A 15,782-nucleotide genomic window follows, 5' to 3' on the forward strand; every position below is an offset into this window, starting at 1 on the left:
TATGATAAATACAGACAAAAATCACAAGCATACTTACGATGCACAAGGCAAAATGACTTGTTGCACACAGGAAGAAAAAATCTACACCAAAGCAGGTGCTAAGGAATTGGTAAAAGGGCATCACAAAAATGACGGGCATAATCACGACCACAGTGATGATGACGGACACGACCATTCGCATTCAGGAGATACTGACAATGTTTTCAAGATGTTTCTTCCCGCCATTATTTCCCTTGCGCTGTTGCTTGCAGGTATTGCAATGGATAATTGGTTTCCGCAGACGTGGTTTACCGATTGGGTACGGATTATTTGGTACGTGGTGGCTTATGCTCCTGTTGGACTGCCCGTACTCAAAGAAGCCGTTGAGAGTATTCGCAAAGGCGAGATTTTCTCGGAGTTCTTTTTGATGGGCATTGCAACTATCGGGGCATTTGCCATTGGCGAATATCCCGAGGGCGTTGCGGTAATGTTGTTCTATGCCGTTGGCGAAGTTTTTCAGACAATGGCTGTTTCGAGGGCAAAATCAAACATCAAATCTTTGCTTGACCAAAGACCCGATGAAGTAACCGTTTTAAAAAACAATGAACCGCAAACCGTAAAGGCAGAAACTGTTGCCGTTGGCGAAATTATACAGCTTAAACCGGGAGAAAAATTAGGCTTAGACGGAGAACTGTTGTCCGAAACGGCATCTTTCAATACATCGGCTTTAACAGGCGAAAGCAAACCAGATACAAAAAACAAAGGCGAAACCGTTTTGGCAGGGATGATAAATCTCAACACCGTATCGCAGGTAAAAGTTACGACCGCATACACCGACAGTAAGTTGAGCAAGATTTTAGAATTGGTGCAAAACGCCACTGCACAAAAAGCACCAACGGAATTATTTATCCGGAAATTTGCAAAAATCTATACGCCTATTGTAGTGCTGTTAGCCATAGCCATTTGCCTACTGCCTTATTTCTTTGTGGAAAATTATGAGTTTAGAGATTGGCTGTACAGGGCTTTGGTATTCCTGGTTATTTCCTGCCCTTGTGCGTTGGTTATTTCCATTCCCTTAGGTTATTTCGGTGGTATTGGTGCTGCGAGCAAAAATGGAATACTGTTCAAAGGAAGTAACTTTTTAGATGCTCTTTCCGATATTCAAAACGTAGTGATGGATAAGACAGGTACAATGACAGAGGGCGTTTTTAAGGTTCAGGATATCAACTTCAATCCCGAATTTGATAAAGCTGAAATTCTGGAATTAGTCAACATTTTGGAAAGCCATAGCACACACCCCGTAGCAACCGCTATTCACGAATACGTGGGGAGACCGAATAATGAAATTCGATTGGAAAATACGGAGGAAATCGCCGGACACGGTTTGAAATCAACGGTAAACGGTAAGGATTTATTGGTCGGGAATTTCAAACTGATGGGTAAGTTCGGCATATCATACGACTTAGACCCGAACAGCATCGTTTATACAACTATTGCCGTTGCATACGACAGCAAATTTGTTGGTTACATCACGATTGCCGACAGTATCAAAGAAGATGCACAAGAAACCATAACCCTATTGCATAAGCTCAATGTTAAAGCAACGATGCTTAGCGGAGATAAAAGTACCGTTGTGAAATATGTAGCGGAGCAGTTGGGGATAGACAATGCCTTTGGAGATTTATTGCCCGAAGACAAAGTAAACAGAGTTAAAGACATCAAAGCCAAAGGCGAAAGCGTTGCTTTTGTGGGCGATGGTGTAAACGATGCTCCTGTTGTGGCATTGAGCGACGTAGGTATCGCAATGGGTGGATTAGGGAGTGATGCCACTATCGAAACCGCAGATGTGGTCATACAGGACGATAAGCCAAGTAAAATACCTATGGCAATCAACATCGGTAAACAGACAAAGAAAATCGTTTGGCAAAATATCGGTTTGGCTTTCGGTGTCAAAGCTATTGTACTCGTACTTGGAGCAGGTGGATTGGCGACAATGTGGGAAGCTGTTTTTGCGGATGTTGGCGTAGCGTTATTGGCAATTTTAAATGCGGTAAGAATACAGCGAATGAAATTTTAAACCCCTTCAATTTATGAGTTTTGAAAAGGAAAAAGAAAATACGCAAAAAGAAATATATCCCCAATCGGCATATTTCTCAATCAAGAAAGCCTGTAAAAAGGGTAGAAAGATTGCATCACCGAATACTTAATTGGACAATGCTGATTTTCCTCTCTGCCATATTGATATTCCTAATTTTTGCTATTGTCCGTCATATTTATCATCATTATATAGGTAATTTTCAGCACCATCAACACCAACATCATCATCATCGTTGAAATGACAGATGTTTTTGATGAGGGAACAGCGCTGTTGGCAATTCACTACTCATAGTGCGCTTAAACATTTCAAAATAATCGAATGAATAAATTTTACAACGAAACATTACATAGGTTAAAAACAACAGTCAACGAATTGGAGGTTGAAGCTGATTGCTCCATACAACGGATAGAAGCTGTTATACTTCTTATTGTAGAATGCCTATCCGAATTAAAGGAATATGTGCTAAAAACAGGGTTCAGCGATGAAGACGAAGAAATCCGTTTTTTCAAACATCAGAAACCTACCATCGTTGCAAAGCTCATTTATTACAATGCTGTGTATAAGATTGAAGCCAAAAGACCTTATGGCGGAAAAGAAGTTTTGGAAGAATATTTCAATAAAGAATTATCAAAGCTCAAAAGGTTTTTTGATAACAATATGGCGTTTTACAGCTATTACAGAACCGACAGCACTTATCTTGACCACACCTATTTTGTTCGTGGCAAGCACAATGTTCAATTGAGTTTGGACACATTCTATTTTTTGAAACCGACCACAGTTTTTCCACTTCCCACGATTACAAAGTAGCAAAGATTATTGCCAATGATTTGATACAGGACTACCTCGAAGACCAACTATCAAAAACAGCCACAAGCGACAAACCGACAACCCTGCATTGGACAGGTAGCAAGACCGCTTTAACCGAATTGATTTATCCACTACATTCACAAGGCATATTCAATAACGCCAATGCAGATATTAAACCTATCGTCAAAGTCTTTGAAAGCACTTTTAATGTTGATTTGGGAGATTTCTATCACACGTTTTTAGAACTCAAATCCCGAAAAATGAACAGAACTAAATTCCTTGACAGCCTTAAAGAAAGCCTTATCAAAAAAATGGACGAGCAGGACGGTAGGTAGGGTTTGCTATATCTGTACAGCGTAAAAAGGGTTTAATAAAAGCCCTTTTTTCTTGTCCTGTTTTACCAAGTGTAATAATCGGATATTAAAATCCTTTGTATGGTTTTGAGAATAATAAATTTTGTATATTTGCTGTGAGCTAACGGAAACGTGTTGAAAAGCAAAGCAATAAGCACCGTTACCAAATCGTTACTTGACTATCTTTGATAACCCACATAAGAGCCTTGTATTCAACCGAAAAGGCTTTTTCCTGAAAACTTTAAAATAAATGGATAAAAAGCTAATAAAGAACTCTTATATTAGCTTTTTATTCATTTACAGATGCAAAATATCATTGATCTTACTGTAGCTTTCGTACAAGATAGGCTTAAATTTGCTGAAGCAGGACACGACTGGTGGCACATCCAACGCGTGTGGAACAATACAAAACTTATATTAGAGACCGAATCAGCAGATCGTTTGGTATGCGAATTAACCGCCTTATTACACGATATTGCAGATAGTAAATTTCATGATGGAGACGAGACCATTGGTCCGCGTGTAGCGGGCGAGTTTCTGGCCTCTATTGGTGTCGAGGAGCAGGTGATCGAGCAAGTGAAACTCATTATTCTGAATATGTCTTTCAAAGCATCACTCGGTGAAGTAACTTACCACTCCAAAGAGCTCGAGGTTGTACAAGATGCGGACAGATTGGACGCTATCGGCGCTATCGGTGTTGCGCGTGCCTTCAATTATGGCGGCTACAAAAACCGTGAGATGTACGATCCGAATATTGCCCCAAAACAAAATCTAAGCAAAGAAGAATACAAAAAGACTTCAGCTCCAACCATCAATCATTTTTATGAAAAATTGTTGTTATTAAAAGACAAAATGAATACCCCTACTGCCAAAGCAATTGCCGAGCAAAGACACCAATTTATGGAAATGTTCTTGCAACAATTTTATGCAGAATGGGAAGGAAAGCGATAAACACTCGTTTATTTATTTGAAATAATTTAAATTAGGCAGTAATTATGAAAAAAATTACTGCCTTTTTATTTGTCCTATTATTCCCTGTACTTGCTTATTGTCAAGCAGATTCGCTCACTTTTGTTCAGCAGCAATGGCAAACCCAAAAACTCAGCAAAGGCGTCATCTGGAAAAGTACAGCATTCGCTTCCCTATTCAATAGTCAGCAGATTATTAATATCGTAGAGATTGACCTCAAAAAGTACCAGAAAAAATTAGGCATGAAAGCGCTGCCGAATAGTCGTGAACGCACTTCCACTCTCTCTCAGGAAGCCCAAGCTTTAGCAGCCATCAATGGCGGTTTTTTTGACATGAAAAATGGTGGAGCGGTAGATTTCATAAAAGTGAACAATCAGATTATTAACCCTACCCTTTCCAAGAGCGCACGTGCAAATGCCTATTTTGCATTCGATAATAAACGTACGAAAATAGTCAGAGATTCAGCGACTATAGCCGTCTATCCCAATGTGATGTTGGCCGGCCCCATGCTAATCGAGCACAGCAATATACTATCATTATCTAAAAATGCGTTTAATGATAATAGACACCCACGCACTGCTATAGGCATTAAAGATAACAAATTAATTTTCATGACTGTAGATGGTCGACGCAGCCAATCGCAAGGTGTCAGCCTACACGAGCTAACAGACATAATGAGATGGTACGGATGCCAACATGCCATGAATCTTGATGGTGGTGGAAGCACAGCCATGTATATTCTAGGGCAGCCTTTTCAAGGAATAGTAAACTATCCTTCGGACAATCAAAAGTTTGACCACGAAGGCGAACGAAAAGTTTCTAATATAATTTACATAAAAAAATAAACCGAATACCCCAATTATGAAAAAAATCACCTTAGCCCTATTCCTTACCTTTACCATGCTCACTGCATTTGCGCAAACGAAAATAGTGGCGCACCGCGGCGCATGGAAAAACACCAATGTACCGCAAAATTCTATTGCGGCATTAAAACATGCTATTGACCAAAAAGTATGGGGTTCTGAATTTGATGTATCGCTCACCAAAGATGATGTCCTCATAGTGAATCACGACAATGAGTATCAAGGTATCGATGTGGCCACAAACACGTACAAAACTTTAAGAAAAAAGCGTCTAGCCAACGGTGAAAAACTGCCAACAGCTAAAAAGTATATGCGTACAGGCTTGAAACAAAAACACACGACAATGGTCTTTGAAATCAAACCGAGCACGCTAGGCAAAGAACGCTCCATCAAAGCGGCAGATATGGCCTACAAACTTGTCAAAAAAATGAATGGACTCGATCAAACCGTTTTTATTTCTTTCAGCTATGACGCCTGCCTACACCTCAAACAACTGGACAAGGATGTTCGCATACAGTATCTGGGTGGGGACAAAAGTCCTATTCAATTGTATAATGACGGATTCGCGGAGATGGATCTGAATTATTATGTATTCAAAAATAATCCTGCCTATTTTAAAGATGCTAAAGATCGTGCTATGAAAATCAATGTTTGGACGGTCAATAATGAGGCAGACATGCAATATTTCATTGACAATAACGTAGATTATATCACCACTGACGAACCTGAATTGTTAAATAATATTTTGAACAAATAATATGAAAAAGATAATAAGCTTATTGATTCTGCTATGTAGTATTGGCTCAATCTATGGACAGTCTTTTACAATAGCAAGCTATAATATCCGTCTACGCACACAGGTCGATACCGGCAATCTGTGGATGGACAGAAAGGATAAAGTGGGCAACCTAATAAAGTACCATGATTTCGATATCTTCGGTGTACAGGAAGCATTTAAAGATCAGATGAATGATTTGCAAAAGATGCTTCCGAAATATGCTTATGTAGGCGTCGGCAGAGATGATGGTAAGGATAAGGGCGAACATTCAGCGATTTTTTATAAGAAAGAGCGCTATACTGTGAAGAAAAACGGGACATTCTGGCTTTCGGCGACCGATACAGAATCCCCAAACAAAGGATGGGACGCTGCCCTACCCCGCATCTGCACCTGGGCTGTCTTCCTAGATCAAAGCAATGGTAAGGAGTTTATTCTTATGAATACACATTTTGACCATATTGGACGAGTGGCACGTACTGAGAGTGCGAAACTGATGCTGCAAAAAGCAAAAGAATTAGCTCAAGGATTACCATTAATAATCTGCGGTGACTTGAATGTCAATGAACAGGATGAAGCATACTTTACATTGGCAAATTCGCCTTCTATCCAAGACACATATGAGCTCGCAGAATTCGTGTACGAACCCAATTCCACCTTCAATGGCTGGGGAAAAAATATCCAAAAGAAAAGCAGAATAGATCATATTTTCGTATCACCGGCATTTCAGGTGAAAAAATATGCCGTATTGACGGACACCTATCTAGGCAAATATCCTTCGGATCATTTCCCGGTAGTCGCGCTCCTAGACTGGTAAAATAAGTTTTTGTATTTTTGTATTTCAATAAATTAAAATATGAAATCATTCAGCTACTTAGCATTAAGCTTAGCCGTCCTTCCTCTACTGACGGGTTGCGAAACTATGAGTCAGATAGCAACCACTTTACCACAAGGTAACCCAGGCACGACAACATCCAGCACAGAAGCCAACACGACTATTACGCAAGCGGAAGCCGTGACTGGCATCAAGCAAGCACTCAATAATGGTTTGCAAAATAGTATAAAAACTTTATCGGCAACAAACGGCTTCTATGGAGATGCGCTCGTAAAGTATTGATGCCGGAAGAAGCGCGCCGAGTAGAACAAACACTGCGCTCAGCAGGTATGGGAAAATTAGTTGATAATTTCATATTAAGTCTCAACAGAGCTGCTGAATCAGCCGTCAAAGAGGCTGCTCCTGTATTTGTAAATTCGCTTTCGCAAATGACCGTTACGGATGCCTTCAATATTCTATTAGGCACGCAACAAGATGCCGCTACGCAATTTTTCAAACGTACTACTTCAGCGACTTTAACAGATAAATTTAGCCCTATAGTAGCTACGGCCCTAGGCAAACATAACGTCAATACCTATTGGACACAGCTTACCACAGCCTATAATTCACTTCCATTATCTTCGAATAAAGTGCAAACAGATTTGAATGCCTATGTCACGCAGAAAGCGATACAAGGCCTTTTTGTCAAAGTAGCCGATGAAGAGTTGAAAATCAGACAGAATATCGGAGGATCCCGAAATACCAATATCTTGCAATCCGTATTTGGATGGGTTGACAAGCAAAAATAAAAAAATGGGGAAAGCAATCTGAGGGCACTGAAAAACTATCCACTAAAAAAGGGCTTATGAATTTTTATACTCATAAGCCCTTATCCTTTGTTTATTTTAAAGCATTTATCAATAAATCTTCAAATAAGAGATTCTCAGTGGGTTAAATATGTGCTTTTTCCCTTTTTTTGATACTCAAATTTTTGAAGAGGACTTTTTCAGTGCCCTTAGCAATCTTTCCCCATTTTTCTTTTGCGTTCTTGACAATAAATATACCTTAAAACCTGCTTTCTTTGCTACATTTGTATTAAAATAACGTCAAAATGGATCATTCTATTATAAATAATCTATCGAATCTTTCTGTGGCAGACCGTTTTATGCGTTATGTGCAGATAGATACACAATCGGACGCAAGTTCAGTAACCTTTCCATCGACAGTTAAGCAACTCAATCTAAGTAAACTGCTGGTAGAAGAATTGAAAGAAATGGGTGCGCAGGATGTAGAGTTGGATGAAAATGGCTATGTATATGCCACCATTCCGTCTAACACCAACAAAAATGTTCCTGTCATCTGCTTTTGTTCGCATGTCGATACTTCTCCGGATTGCTCTGGCACGAATGTAAAACCAATTGTACACGCCAATTACCAAGGCCAAGACCTTGTATTGCCTGATGACAATGCAGTAGTTATTCGTTTTGGGGAGCATAAAGATTTGGCGGAGCAAATAGGAAACGACATCATCACCGCCTCAGGAACGACTTTATTGGGCGCGGATGACAAGGCCGGTGTGGCGGAAATCATGGAAGCAGCCAAATTATTGATAGCCCATCCTGAAATCAAACATGGTGACATCAAAATATTATTTACGCCAGATGAAGAAATTGGCCGTGGTGTAGATTTTGTGAATTTAGAGCGCTTAGGAGCCCAATTTGCATACACGATGGACGGTGAAAAGGCTGGCACCATTGAAGATGAAACATTTTCGGCAGATGCTGCAACCATTACGATTCATGGTGTATCCGTACACCCAGGATTCGCTAAAGGCAAAATGCAATCGGCTATCAAAATAGCTTCAAAAATTATTGACGCTTTGCCTACAAACAGACTCTCACCTGAGAGTACTTCAGGAAAAGAAGGTTTTGTGCATCCCACAAATGTATCGGGTACCGTAGAAAAAGCAATTATAGGATTTATTGTTCGCGATCATGATACCGCAAATTTGGCGAAACATGAAGCGGAGCTCGAGTCACTTGCAAAAGATATCGTGGCTCAATATCCCGGCGCGACCTATACATTTGAGACCAAAGAGCAATACCGCAATATGAAAGAAGTATTGGATCAATATCCTCAAATTATGGCTATTGGCTTGGAAGCTATCGAACGTGCAGGAATTAAAGCAGAACGTCGCAGCATCCGTGGTGGTACCGATGGTTCTAGATTATCATTCATGGGATTGCCGTGTCCGAATGTGTTTGCTGGTGGTCATGCATTCCACGGTAAAATGGAATGGGTCAGCAAGCAGGATATGGAGAAAGCAGTAAAAACAATTTTGCATATTGCTACTCTTTGGGAAGAAAAAGCTTAAATCAACATAATTCGACAGCTAAAAACGTATCGAAGCCAAAGTTTTCAGCGACAACTTTTTGGTTGCTTTTTCTAAAAAAGTAACTGCCTGTCCGGCAATAGGACATTACTTAAATATAATTTTATGTCAAACGAAGTTTTAAACGCAATCAAATTCCGTAGAACAGTAAATCAAAACAGTTTTACAGATCAAGATATTTCAAAAGTAGATCTTTTAACCATTTTAGAAGCGGCAAATGCTGCTCCTACACACAAACGTACGCAACCTTGGCGTTTCGTCATCTTTCGCAAAGATGGTTTAGAAAGATTGGGCAGCGAATTAGCACGCATATACAAAAACATTACACCATCAGAAAAATATACCGAACTAACGGAACAAAATATGGCGAAAAAAGCTACACAATCCAATGTAGCTATCGCAATTGTTGTAAACTATACGGGTGATCTGCCTGAATGGGAAGAATTGGCAGCAACAGCATGTGCGGTTCAAAATTTATGGTTGGCAGCACATTCATTAAATATTGGTGGTTACTGGGCTACTCCAGGATTAATCAATCATTTAGGTGAATTCTTAAATTTAGAAGAAAATCAAAAATGCGTTGGCTTATTCTATTTAGGACATCACAATGCAGAACCTCGCGAACCCGTTCGCTCACCTATCGAAGATAAAATCCGTTGGGAAGAATAATAAAAGATAAAGGTTGGCAAATTGCCAACCTTTATTATTTAAAACCTATAGCCAATGCCAATGATCATATCCGTAGGAGCTACCGGGGTCAAATGTAAAATCTATTTTTGAATAATAAGTAAATCCGAATTAGCTCTAATTCAAAGAAAATTTTCTCTATTTAGGGAATTTTCACTTTCGTTGCTTCCACATAGAAGTTTGCTTTACCGCCTTTCCATGATATTTCATTCTGGATAATATTAGTCAACACATCTTTGGTGTCCTTGCTTCCTCCTTCAATCTTAATATCGCTAGCCTTACCATTCTCACCGACATTAAAAGAGACTTCAATGCGTTGTTCTTGATCTACAAGAATCTCCTTCTCCAACACTTCTTGAAAAGCCTTCCAGCCATCAACAGGTTCAACATCATTTCCAGAAACAGGAAATATATTGAAATCAAAAACTTGGTCTTGCATAATCTGCACTTCCACCAAATCAGATTTTTTGGTATCCGTCAGATACCGCATCAACACCAATGTACATACAGCGACAAATAGCACACCTGCAGCCATTCCTATAGCTAATCTTTGCCAGCTGTAGAACTGTTTCTTGCGCGTATCCGCTTGTGCCTCCACGCGGGAAGCAAGACGTTGCTGTAGCAAACTCAATTGCTTGGTGTCAACCCCATTTTGTAATCTATAACCATCTATTGCATCTTGCAAAAATGGGTCTTCCAATGCTTCACGTTCCAGCGCATGCATATCGTCAGGGTTCATTAACCCATGTACATAATTGTGAATGCGTGAGAGTTGGTAATTATTTTCCATTTTTATTACTTTCCATACATATCCTAAGATTCCGCTTACCATTCTGGATAGCACTTTTAACCTTATTGAGGTCAAGTTGTGTTTTTTCAGCGATATCTTTATAACACATTTGTTCTAAATAAAATAAACGAACGCACTGTTCTTGCTCCTTATTCAGTGTCTGCAAACAATTCTCGAGCTTCTCATAATCTCCCTCTGTCCATTTTTCCTCCTCCACATTATTCAATTGCTGCTCACTTTCGATGATATTATCATCAATATCCACTTGCGGACGACGCTTATCCCTGCGCAATTGCATCAAACAATAATTCTTGGTGTACACGTGCAGCCAACTTTTAAAATTGTCTACCTCATGTGTACGCAATTTGGGAATCAGCTCTTCGAAAATTTGCATCACCGCGTCTTGACTCTGCTCCGCATCTTGCAAATACTTGTAGCATACACCATACAGCAAAGACATATACGGAGCATACAACTTGCCCAATACAGCTAGACTACCCGTAGCTTTATATTGTGTGAGAAGCTCCTTTTCGTTCATGCACTTTATTTGTTATAATGATGCTTTAAAATCGATTTTTCCATAAATATTATTGAAATAATAGCATGGCTATTACTAAAGTAACAATTACATTAAATGTTTGTGCAATTAAAAATGCATATAAAGGTTTTTTGTTGCTGTGCTGAAATAAATCTTTGAAGTTGGTCTCTAATCCAATAGAGGTAAATGCCAAAACAAACCATAGGGTTTGCAAGCATTTCAAAGAATCTTTTACATTATTATTTGTTTCTGGCGAAATAACAAAGGAAAAAAGAAGTGATGCCGCGACAAAACCCAGAACAAACTTAGGGAACCGCTCCCAAATAATTTTCAATGTAGGCTTTTCTCTTTTCGTTTCCTCGTCGACTGATTTGGCATACGTCCAATAAATACTAATCGCAAATGCAGCTATTCCGAGTAATACATTTTGTGAAAATTTTACGATTGTACTTATTTTTAACGCTTCCTCGCCTACCAAAGATCCGGAAGCCACGACAGCGCCCGTGGTGTCTATAGAGCCGCCGAGCCATGCACCTGTTACGTCTTGCGAAAGGCCCATCCATTCAGCCAGATAAGGCATGAAAATCATCATCGGAATAGCGGTGATGAGTACTAACGAAATGACATAAGACAATTTTTTGCTATCACCTTTTATTGCTCCAGAAGTCGCAATAGCTGCCGAAACCCCACAAATGGAAACCGCACTGGCAAGCATGAGAGACATTTCTTTATCAATCTTCAATTTTTTACACAACCAAAAAGCAAAGTACCAAACTGAAATCACAACCACCAACGCCTGTACTAAGCCACGGGTGCCGGCATTTAAAATTTCATTAAATAAAACGGTTGTCCCTAACAATACCAAACCAATCTTGACATATAGCTCCGTACTTAGCGCGTTTTTAAACCCTTCTGGCAATTTAATGGTATTGCTAATCAATAATCCAATGCCCAAAGCAAAGATTACGGCTTCGAGGTTATATTCTTTTACTCTCGCATTTCCAGCTAAAATTAATGCGAGCAACGTCAATAAGAAAACTACAGGAAATACAACCAACAGCGCTCGAATAGATTTATTAAGGAGTAGAGCTGCAAGAATGGCTGTTATATACACCATAAGAAACTGGCTGCCCACTTTCGTTAAATTGGATAGCGAAAGAACCTTCTCCGCTAATTCGGAAGAGGCAGACCAACTGAAGCTCGGCTTGGGTACCAGAAAGCCTAGTAAAGCCATCAAGATAAGTCCGAGGCCTAGGACAACTACGGTCCAATCCTCATTGAAGGGGATTTTTTTTGTCCACATCATCGTAGTGGGATTATTTTTGGGTTAGTTGTGAAAAAGCTATACTTGGATTAGGAAATTTATAATGAAACCCTTGTTGCAAAGGTCGAGAAGATTGCACCGCATTGGTAAGCAACAGCATATCACTCTCTACATCTTTAAAATAAGCACCAATTTTGGCAAAAGGTGTGGGCAATGGCATACCCAGTGACATACCTACGGATTTGCGGAGTTCTTTCATGAATATTTTATTTTTCACCGGCTCTGGAGCACATGCATGATATAATGGAGAAGGCGCTGGATGGTCCATAATCCACTTCACCATTTGCACTAAATCCTGCTCATGTATCCAACAAACCTGCTGTTCACCATCCCCCACTTGTCCACCTAAGCCCAGCTTTGCCAACGGATATAACTCTTTGAACATACCAAAATCACGCGACAGCACAGGGCTCAGACGAAGGCAGACTTTCAGCGTCGAAGGGGTATGATATTCGAAAAATGTATTCTCCCATTGCTGTACTAGATCCGCTAAAAAAGTATGTCCATACTGTGTAGAACCTTCATCATGGAGACCTTCTACACCTTCAAAAATAGAAACACCTGAGAAATTGATCCATAATCGCGGAGGATTATGCAGCTGTGCAATAGCCTGACCTAATACTTTAGTGGGAAGTATCCGGGATGCCAAAAGCACTTCCTTATTACGCGCTGTAAATCGACATTGAATAGATTTACCACTCAAATTGATCAACATATCTGCTCCATCAAGCACAAGCATCCAATCTCCCATATGTTCACCATCCCATTGTACGTACTGTACGCGCTCAGGAGCGCCTTTTCTCTCACTTCTGGATAGAATAACCACCTGATATCCGAATGGCAAGAAATAGTCTGTCAGCAATTGGCCGATATTACCAGTCCCTCCTGCCAACACAATTTTTTTTAAACTCATTACAACTCTACTTTAATGTTAAAATGATCTTTCAGTGCGAGCCGAGCAGCATGATAGCCGCACATACCATGCACACCGCCACCCGGAGGCGTCGCAGAAGAACAGATATAAACCATTGGATCTGAAGTTCGGTGTGGATTCCGCGAAAATGTCGGACGGGTGTACAATTGTGTTATATCCATCAGTCCCCCATTGATATCACCACCGACATAATTGGGGTTATAATTTTCTAATTGAGCAGGACTAAAAGTATGTCTTGCTAGGATTGTATCCTTAAATCCCGGAGCAAACCGCTCTATCTGATTTTCTATAATATTCGTATAATCAACCGTACAACCATGAGGCACATGACAATATGCCCAACCTGTATGTTTTCCTTCGGGTGCACGCGATTTATCAAATAGACTTTGTTGGGTGAATAATACAAAGGGCTTGTCTACCACACGGCCCATTTGCGCATCATGTTCGGCCAAAGCGATATCATTAAAAGAATTTCCGATATGAACTGTTGCTGCATGCCGTGCACGCTGATCAGAAAAAGGAGTTTCTTCGGACAATGCCCAATCAATCTTGAATACGCCCATGCCTTGCTTGTATCGAAGAAGTTGTTTGAGGTAAGGCGGGGCAAAGTTTAGATTTTTGACTTCCAACAACTGCTTAGGTGTCATGTCCAACAAGAGCACCTTATGTGCAGGCAAGTCAAATTTATTTTTCAGCCAGAAATCAGTTTGAATCTTGCCTCCTATACTGCGGTAGTAGCGTTCCAAGGCTGTAGCGATGGATTGCGAACCACCTTCCGGAATGGCCCACCCATAGCGATGACCTACGCCCAACAAAACCATGGCTATCGCTGAGGTAGCCATATTGTCTAATGGCTGTATACCATGAGCGGCCATGCCAGCCCATAGTGCTTTGACTTTTTCACTTTTAAATGTATGAGCGAGCCAAGAGGCAGGTTGAAGGGCTTTCATCCCAAATTTAGCGAGCTGAACGGGGTGCCGAGGTCGCCGCAGAGGTCCTAACGTATCTATCGCGAGTTTATCCCATTGTTGAACTACCGGAGCAATCAGGCGACTGTATCGGTCCCCATCCTCTCCCAAATCTTGAATAGTCTGCTGCAAGTCCCTAGATACCACAGCCCCCTCTTCTTCCAACAGCGGATGAGCAGCTTCATATGGAGCGTATTGAAAATTCAAACCATATGCCTGCAGCGGAATCGCCCGCATAAAGGGAGACGCCATTGCCATAGGGTGGATTGCTGAACATACATCATGCTTAAATCCAGGCAGCGTCAGCTCTTTCGTACGCATACCACCCCCAATCGTATCCGCGCCTTCGACTATCAATGTAGAAAGTCCTTGCTGTTGCAAAGTGATGGCAGCAGCAAAACCATTGGGACCAGAACCTACTATGATGGCATCGTATTTTTCCAAGGATAATTCGTTTTATAACCTAATTTAAAGGTAAAAACTGAAAATATGCACTCTTCTGCCACCTTTTTATTTATTATGAATCCAATTGGAATATTTTAGGCTATCCAAAAAATAGACATTCCCGAATTGCCAGCAGCTTATAAGAGCTGAAATAAATTATATGAGGATGTCAGTACCACTAATACGCCAACCAAAATAAGCAAGGTTTTGGGATTAACTTTGGAAGCGATATACGCGCCTAAAGGCGCAGCTATAACACCACCTATTACTAATCCCAGCACAATATCTAAATGCTGAACCCCCAATATAAAAATGAAAACAACAGTAGCGAAGTAGGTAACAAAAAATTCCGCCGTATTTACTGTTCCAATTGTTTTGCGAGGATTATGCCCTTGGCTCAATAAATTAGAAGTAACAATTGGTCCCCAGCCACCGCCACCTACAGCGTCGAATAAGCCGCCAAATAGCGCCAAAAATGACGCATATTTTCTTTTTGGTTTCTTGTTTTCTTTTTTGCGAAAAGCCTTATAAATCAAATAAGCACCGAGAATAACCAGATAAGCAGATATATAGGGCTTGACCATAGAACCATCTAAAATATCAGCCAATAAGTATGCACCTGCTGTAGCTCCTATCACACCTGTAAATACAATGCTAAAGAATAGCTTTTTGTCTAAATTATTGAATCGTATATGTGAAAGTCCCGACACGCCGGTCGTGAATATTTCGGAAGTATGCACACTAGCAGAAGCCAATTTTGGCGGAATTCCCAGACTCAAGAGCAATGTAGTACAACTTATGCCATAGGCCATGCCCAAAGCTCCGTCGATCAGCTGCGCAAAGAACCCGGCGATAATAAACAGGAAAAAAGTACGGTCAAACAGTACAGATCCCGCTTCGAAGGATTGATTAAACAAATAGATAAAATAGCCAATAATTACAATTTTTAAAAAGAGAATTACACAGACTATCGGTGATAATATTTTTTTCTTATTTGCTTTAGCAGGTATTTCTAAGGCTTCTACTTTATTGCTCATGTTCTGTATA

At 40.3% G+C, this 15,782-nt stretch carries 16 protein-coding genes and 1 pseudogene; 10 read left to right on the top strand and 7 right to left on the bottom strand.

The genetic code is table 11. The features are described 5' to 3' along the window. The first annotated feature begins 1 nt into the window (after position 1). Entirely contained in the window at positions 2 to 2,056 is a 2,055-nt protein-coding gene (locus EDC17_RS00715; protein ID WP_013597178.1) for a heavy metal translocating P-type ATPase, read from the top strand. A 180-nt stretch (positions 2,057 to 2,236) separates the two neighbouring features. Here EDC17_RS00715 and EDC17_RS17390 read toward each other — a convergent pair whose 3' ends face one another. Further along, positions 2,237 to 2,359 carry a hypothetical protein gene (locus EDC17_RS17390; protein WP_262708152.1) on the bottom strand — a complete coding sequence of 41 codons (123 nt, stop codon included), beginning with the start codon at positions 2,357 to 2,359 and terminating at the stop codon, positions 2,237 to 2,239. Positions 2,360 to 2,395: 36 nt separating this feature from the next. Between EDC17_RS17390 and EDC17_RS17685 the strand changes: the two genes are divergently transcribed. The 9 genes and pseudogenes from EDC17_RS17685 to EDC17_RS00755 all read left to right on the top strand — a co-directional run bounded on the left by EDC17_RS17685 (position 2,396) and on the right by EDC17_RS00755 (position 9,719). Then, positions 2,396 to 2,884, top strand: coding sequence for an RteC domain-containing protein (locus tag EDC17_RS17685; RefSeq protein WP_432047020.1), 489 nt, complete (start codon positions 2,396 to 2,398; stop codon positions 2,882 to 2,884). Positions 2,885 to 2,892: 8 nt separating this feature from the next. Then, positions 2,893 to 3,219: an RteC domain-containing protein gene (locus EDC17_RS17690; RefSeq protein ID WP_449441389.1), complete on the top strand. Its 327-nt coding sequence runs from the start codon at positions 2,893 to 2,895 to the stop codon at positions 3,217 to 3,219. 321 nt (positions 3,220 to 3,540) lie between these two features. Continuing rightward, positions 3,541 to 4,188 (top strand): HD domain-containing protein, encoded by a 648-nt coding sequence (locus EDC17_RS00725; RefSeq protein WP_132775937.1) that lies wholly within the window; start codon positions 3,541 to 3,543, stop codon positions 4,186 to 4,188. A gap of 44 nt (positions 4,189 to 4,232) precedes the next feature. Further along, positions 4,233 to 5,051 carry a phosphodiester glycosidase family protein gene (locus EDC17_RS00730; protein ID WP_132775939.1) on the top strand — a complete coding sequence of 273 codons (819 nt, stop codon included), beginning with the start codon at positions 4,233 to 4,235 and terminating at the stop codon, positions 5,049 to 5,051. Positions 5,052 to 5,067: 16 nt separating this feature from the next. Next, a complete protein-coding gene (locus EDC17_RS00735; RefSeq protein WP_132775941.1) occupies positions 5,068 to 5,826 on the top strand; it encodes a glycerophosphodiester phosphodiesterase family protein in 759 nt (252 codons plus the stop codon). Position 5,827: 1 nt separating this feature from the next. Then, positions 5,828 to 6,661 (top strand): endonuclease/exonuclease/phosphatase family protein, encoded by an 834-nt coding sequence (locus EDC17_RS00740; protein WP_132775942.1) that lies wholly within the window; start codon positions 5,828 to 5,830, stop codon positions 6,659 to 6,661. Between the two features lie 105 nt (positions 6,662 to 6,766). Continuing rightward, positions 6,767 to 7,467: pseudogene (locus EDC17_RS00745) on the top strand (DUF4197 domain-containing protein). 302 nt (positions 7,468 to 7,769) lie between these two features. Continuing rightward, entirely contained in the window at positions 7,770 to 9,032 is a 1,263-nt protein-coding gene (gene pepT / locus EDC17_RS00750; RefSeq protein ID WP_132775944.1) for a peptidase T, read from the top strand. A gap of 123 nt (positions 9,033 to 9,155) precedes the next feature. Next, the gene (locus EDC17_RS00755) at positions 9,156 to 9,719 is read left to right on the top strand and encodes a nitroreductase family protein (protein ID WP_132775945.1); all 564 of its coding nucleotides are present in this window, start codon (positions 9,156 to 9,158) and stop codon (positions 9,717 to 9,719) included. Positions 9,720 to 9,879: 160 nt separating this feature from the next. Here EDC17_RS00755 and EDC17_RS00760 read toward each other — a convergent pair whose 3' ends face one another. The 6 genes from EDC17_RS00760 to EDC17_RS00785 form a co-directional block, all read right to left on the bottom strand. Then, the gene (locus EDC17_RS00760) at positions 9,880 to 10,527 is read right to left on the bottom strand and encodes a hypothetical protein (protein WP_132775947.1); all 648 of its coding nucleotides are present in this window, start codon (positions 10,525 to 10,527) and stop codon (positions 9,880 to 9,882) included. Further along, complete coding sequence (locus tag EDC17_RS00765; protein ID WP_132775948.1) at positions 10,517 to 11,065, bottom strand: RNA polymerase sigma factor; 549 nt, start codon at positions 11,063 to 11,065, stop codon at positions 10,517 to 10,519. The genes EDC17_RS00760 and EDC17_RS00765 overlap by 11 nt, the downstream gene beginning before the upstream one ends. 49 nt (positions 11,066 to 11,114) lie before the next feature. After that, on the bottom strand, positions 11,115 to 12,371 hold the full coding sequence (locus EDC17_RS00770; RefSeq protein WP_317126022.1) for a YeiH family protein: 1,257 nt from the start codon (positions 12,369 to 12,371) through the stop codon (positions 11,115 to 11,117). Positions 12,372 to 12,381: 10 nt separating this feature from the next. Continuing rightward, positions 12,382 to 13,302, bottom strand: coding sequence for an epimerase (locus EDC17_RS00775; protein WP_132775950.1), 921 nt, complete (start codon positions 13,300 to 13,302; stop codon positions 12,382 to 12,384). After that, positions 13,302 to 14,735, bottom strand: a complete 1,434-nt coding sequence (locus EDC17_RS00780) for a phytoene desaturase family protein (RefSeq protein ID WP_132775951.1) — start codon at positions 14,733 to 14,735, stop codon at positions 13,302 to 13,304. Before EDC17_RS00780 ends, EDC17_RS00775 begins: the two co-directional genes overlap by 1 nt. A 137-nt stretch (positions 14,736 to 14,872) precedes the next feature. Further along, the gene (locus tag EDC17_RS00785; protein WP_132775953.1) at positions 14,873 to 15,772 is read right to left on the bottom strand and encodes a sulfite exporter TauE/SafE family protein; all 900 of its coding nucleotides are present in this window, start codon (positions 15,770 to 15,772) and stop codon (positions 14,873 to 14,875) included. Positions 15,773 to 15,782: the final 10 nt, after the last annotated feature.

The organism is Sphingobacterium alimentarium, from assembly GCF_004342685.1.
Taxonomy (GTDB): domain Bacteria; phylum Bacteroidota; class Bacteroidia; order Sphingobacteriales; family Sphingobacteriaceae; genus Sphingobacterium; species Sphingobacterium alimentarium.

Bases quoted from the DNA above. Each gene is read 5' to 3' on its own strand.
- EDC17_RS00715 (WP_013597178.1), top strand. From the start codon at position 2: ATGATAAATACAGACAAAAATCACAAGCATACTTACGATGCACAAGGC.
- EDC17_RS17685 (WP_432047020.1), top strand. From the start codon at position 2,396: ATGAATAAATTTTACAACGAAACATTACATAGGTTAAAAACAACAGTC.
- EDC17_RS00725 (WP_132775937.1), top strand. From the start codon at position 3,541: ATGCAAAATATCATTGATCTTACTGTAGCTTTCGTACAAGATAGGCTT.
- EDC17_RS00730 (WP_132775939.1), top strand. From the start codon at position 4,233: ATGAAAAAAATTACTGCCTTTTTATTTGTCCTATTATTCCCTGTACTT.
- EDC17_RS00735 (WP_132775941.1), top strand. From the start codon at position 5,068: ATGAAAAAAATCACCTTAGCCCTATTCCTTACCTTTACCATGCTCACT.
- EDC17_RS00740 (WP_132775942.1), top strand. From the start codon at position 5,828: ATGAAAAAGATAATAAGCTTATTGATTCTGCTATGTAGTATTGGCTCA.
- pepT (WP_132775944.1), top strand. From the start codon at position 7,770: ATGGATCATTCTATTATAAATAATCTATCGAATCTTTCTGTGGCAGAC.
- EDC17_RS00755 (WP_132775945.1), top strand. From the start codon at position 9,156: ATGTCAAACGAAGTTTTAAACGCAATCAAATTCCGTAGAACAGTAAAT.
- EDC17_RS00760 (WP_132775947.1), bottom strand. From the start codon at position 10,527: ATGGAAAATAATTACCAACTCTCACGCATTCACAATTATGTACATGGG.
- EDC17_RS00765 (WP_132775948.1), bottom strand. From the start codon at position 11,065: ATGAACGAAAAGGAGCTTCTCACACAATATAAAGCTACGGGTAGTCTA.
- EDC17_RS00770 (WP_317126022.1), bottom strand. From the start codon at position 12,371: ATGATGTGGACAAAAAAAATCCCCTTCAATGAGGATTGGACCGTAGTT.
- EDC17_RS00775 (WP_132775950.1), bottom strand. From the start codon at position 13,302: ATGAGTTTAAAAAAAATTGTGTTGGCAGGAGGGACTGGTAATATCGGC.
- EDC17_RS00785 (WP_132775953.1), bottom strand. From the start codon at position 15,772: ATGAGCAATAAAGTAGAAGCCTTAGAAATACCTGCTAAAGCAAATAAG.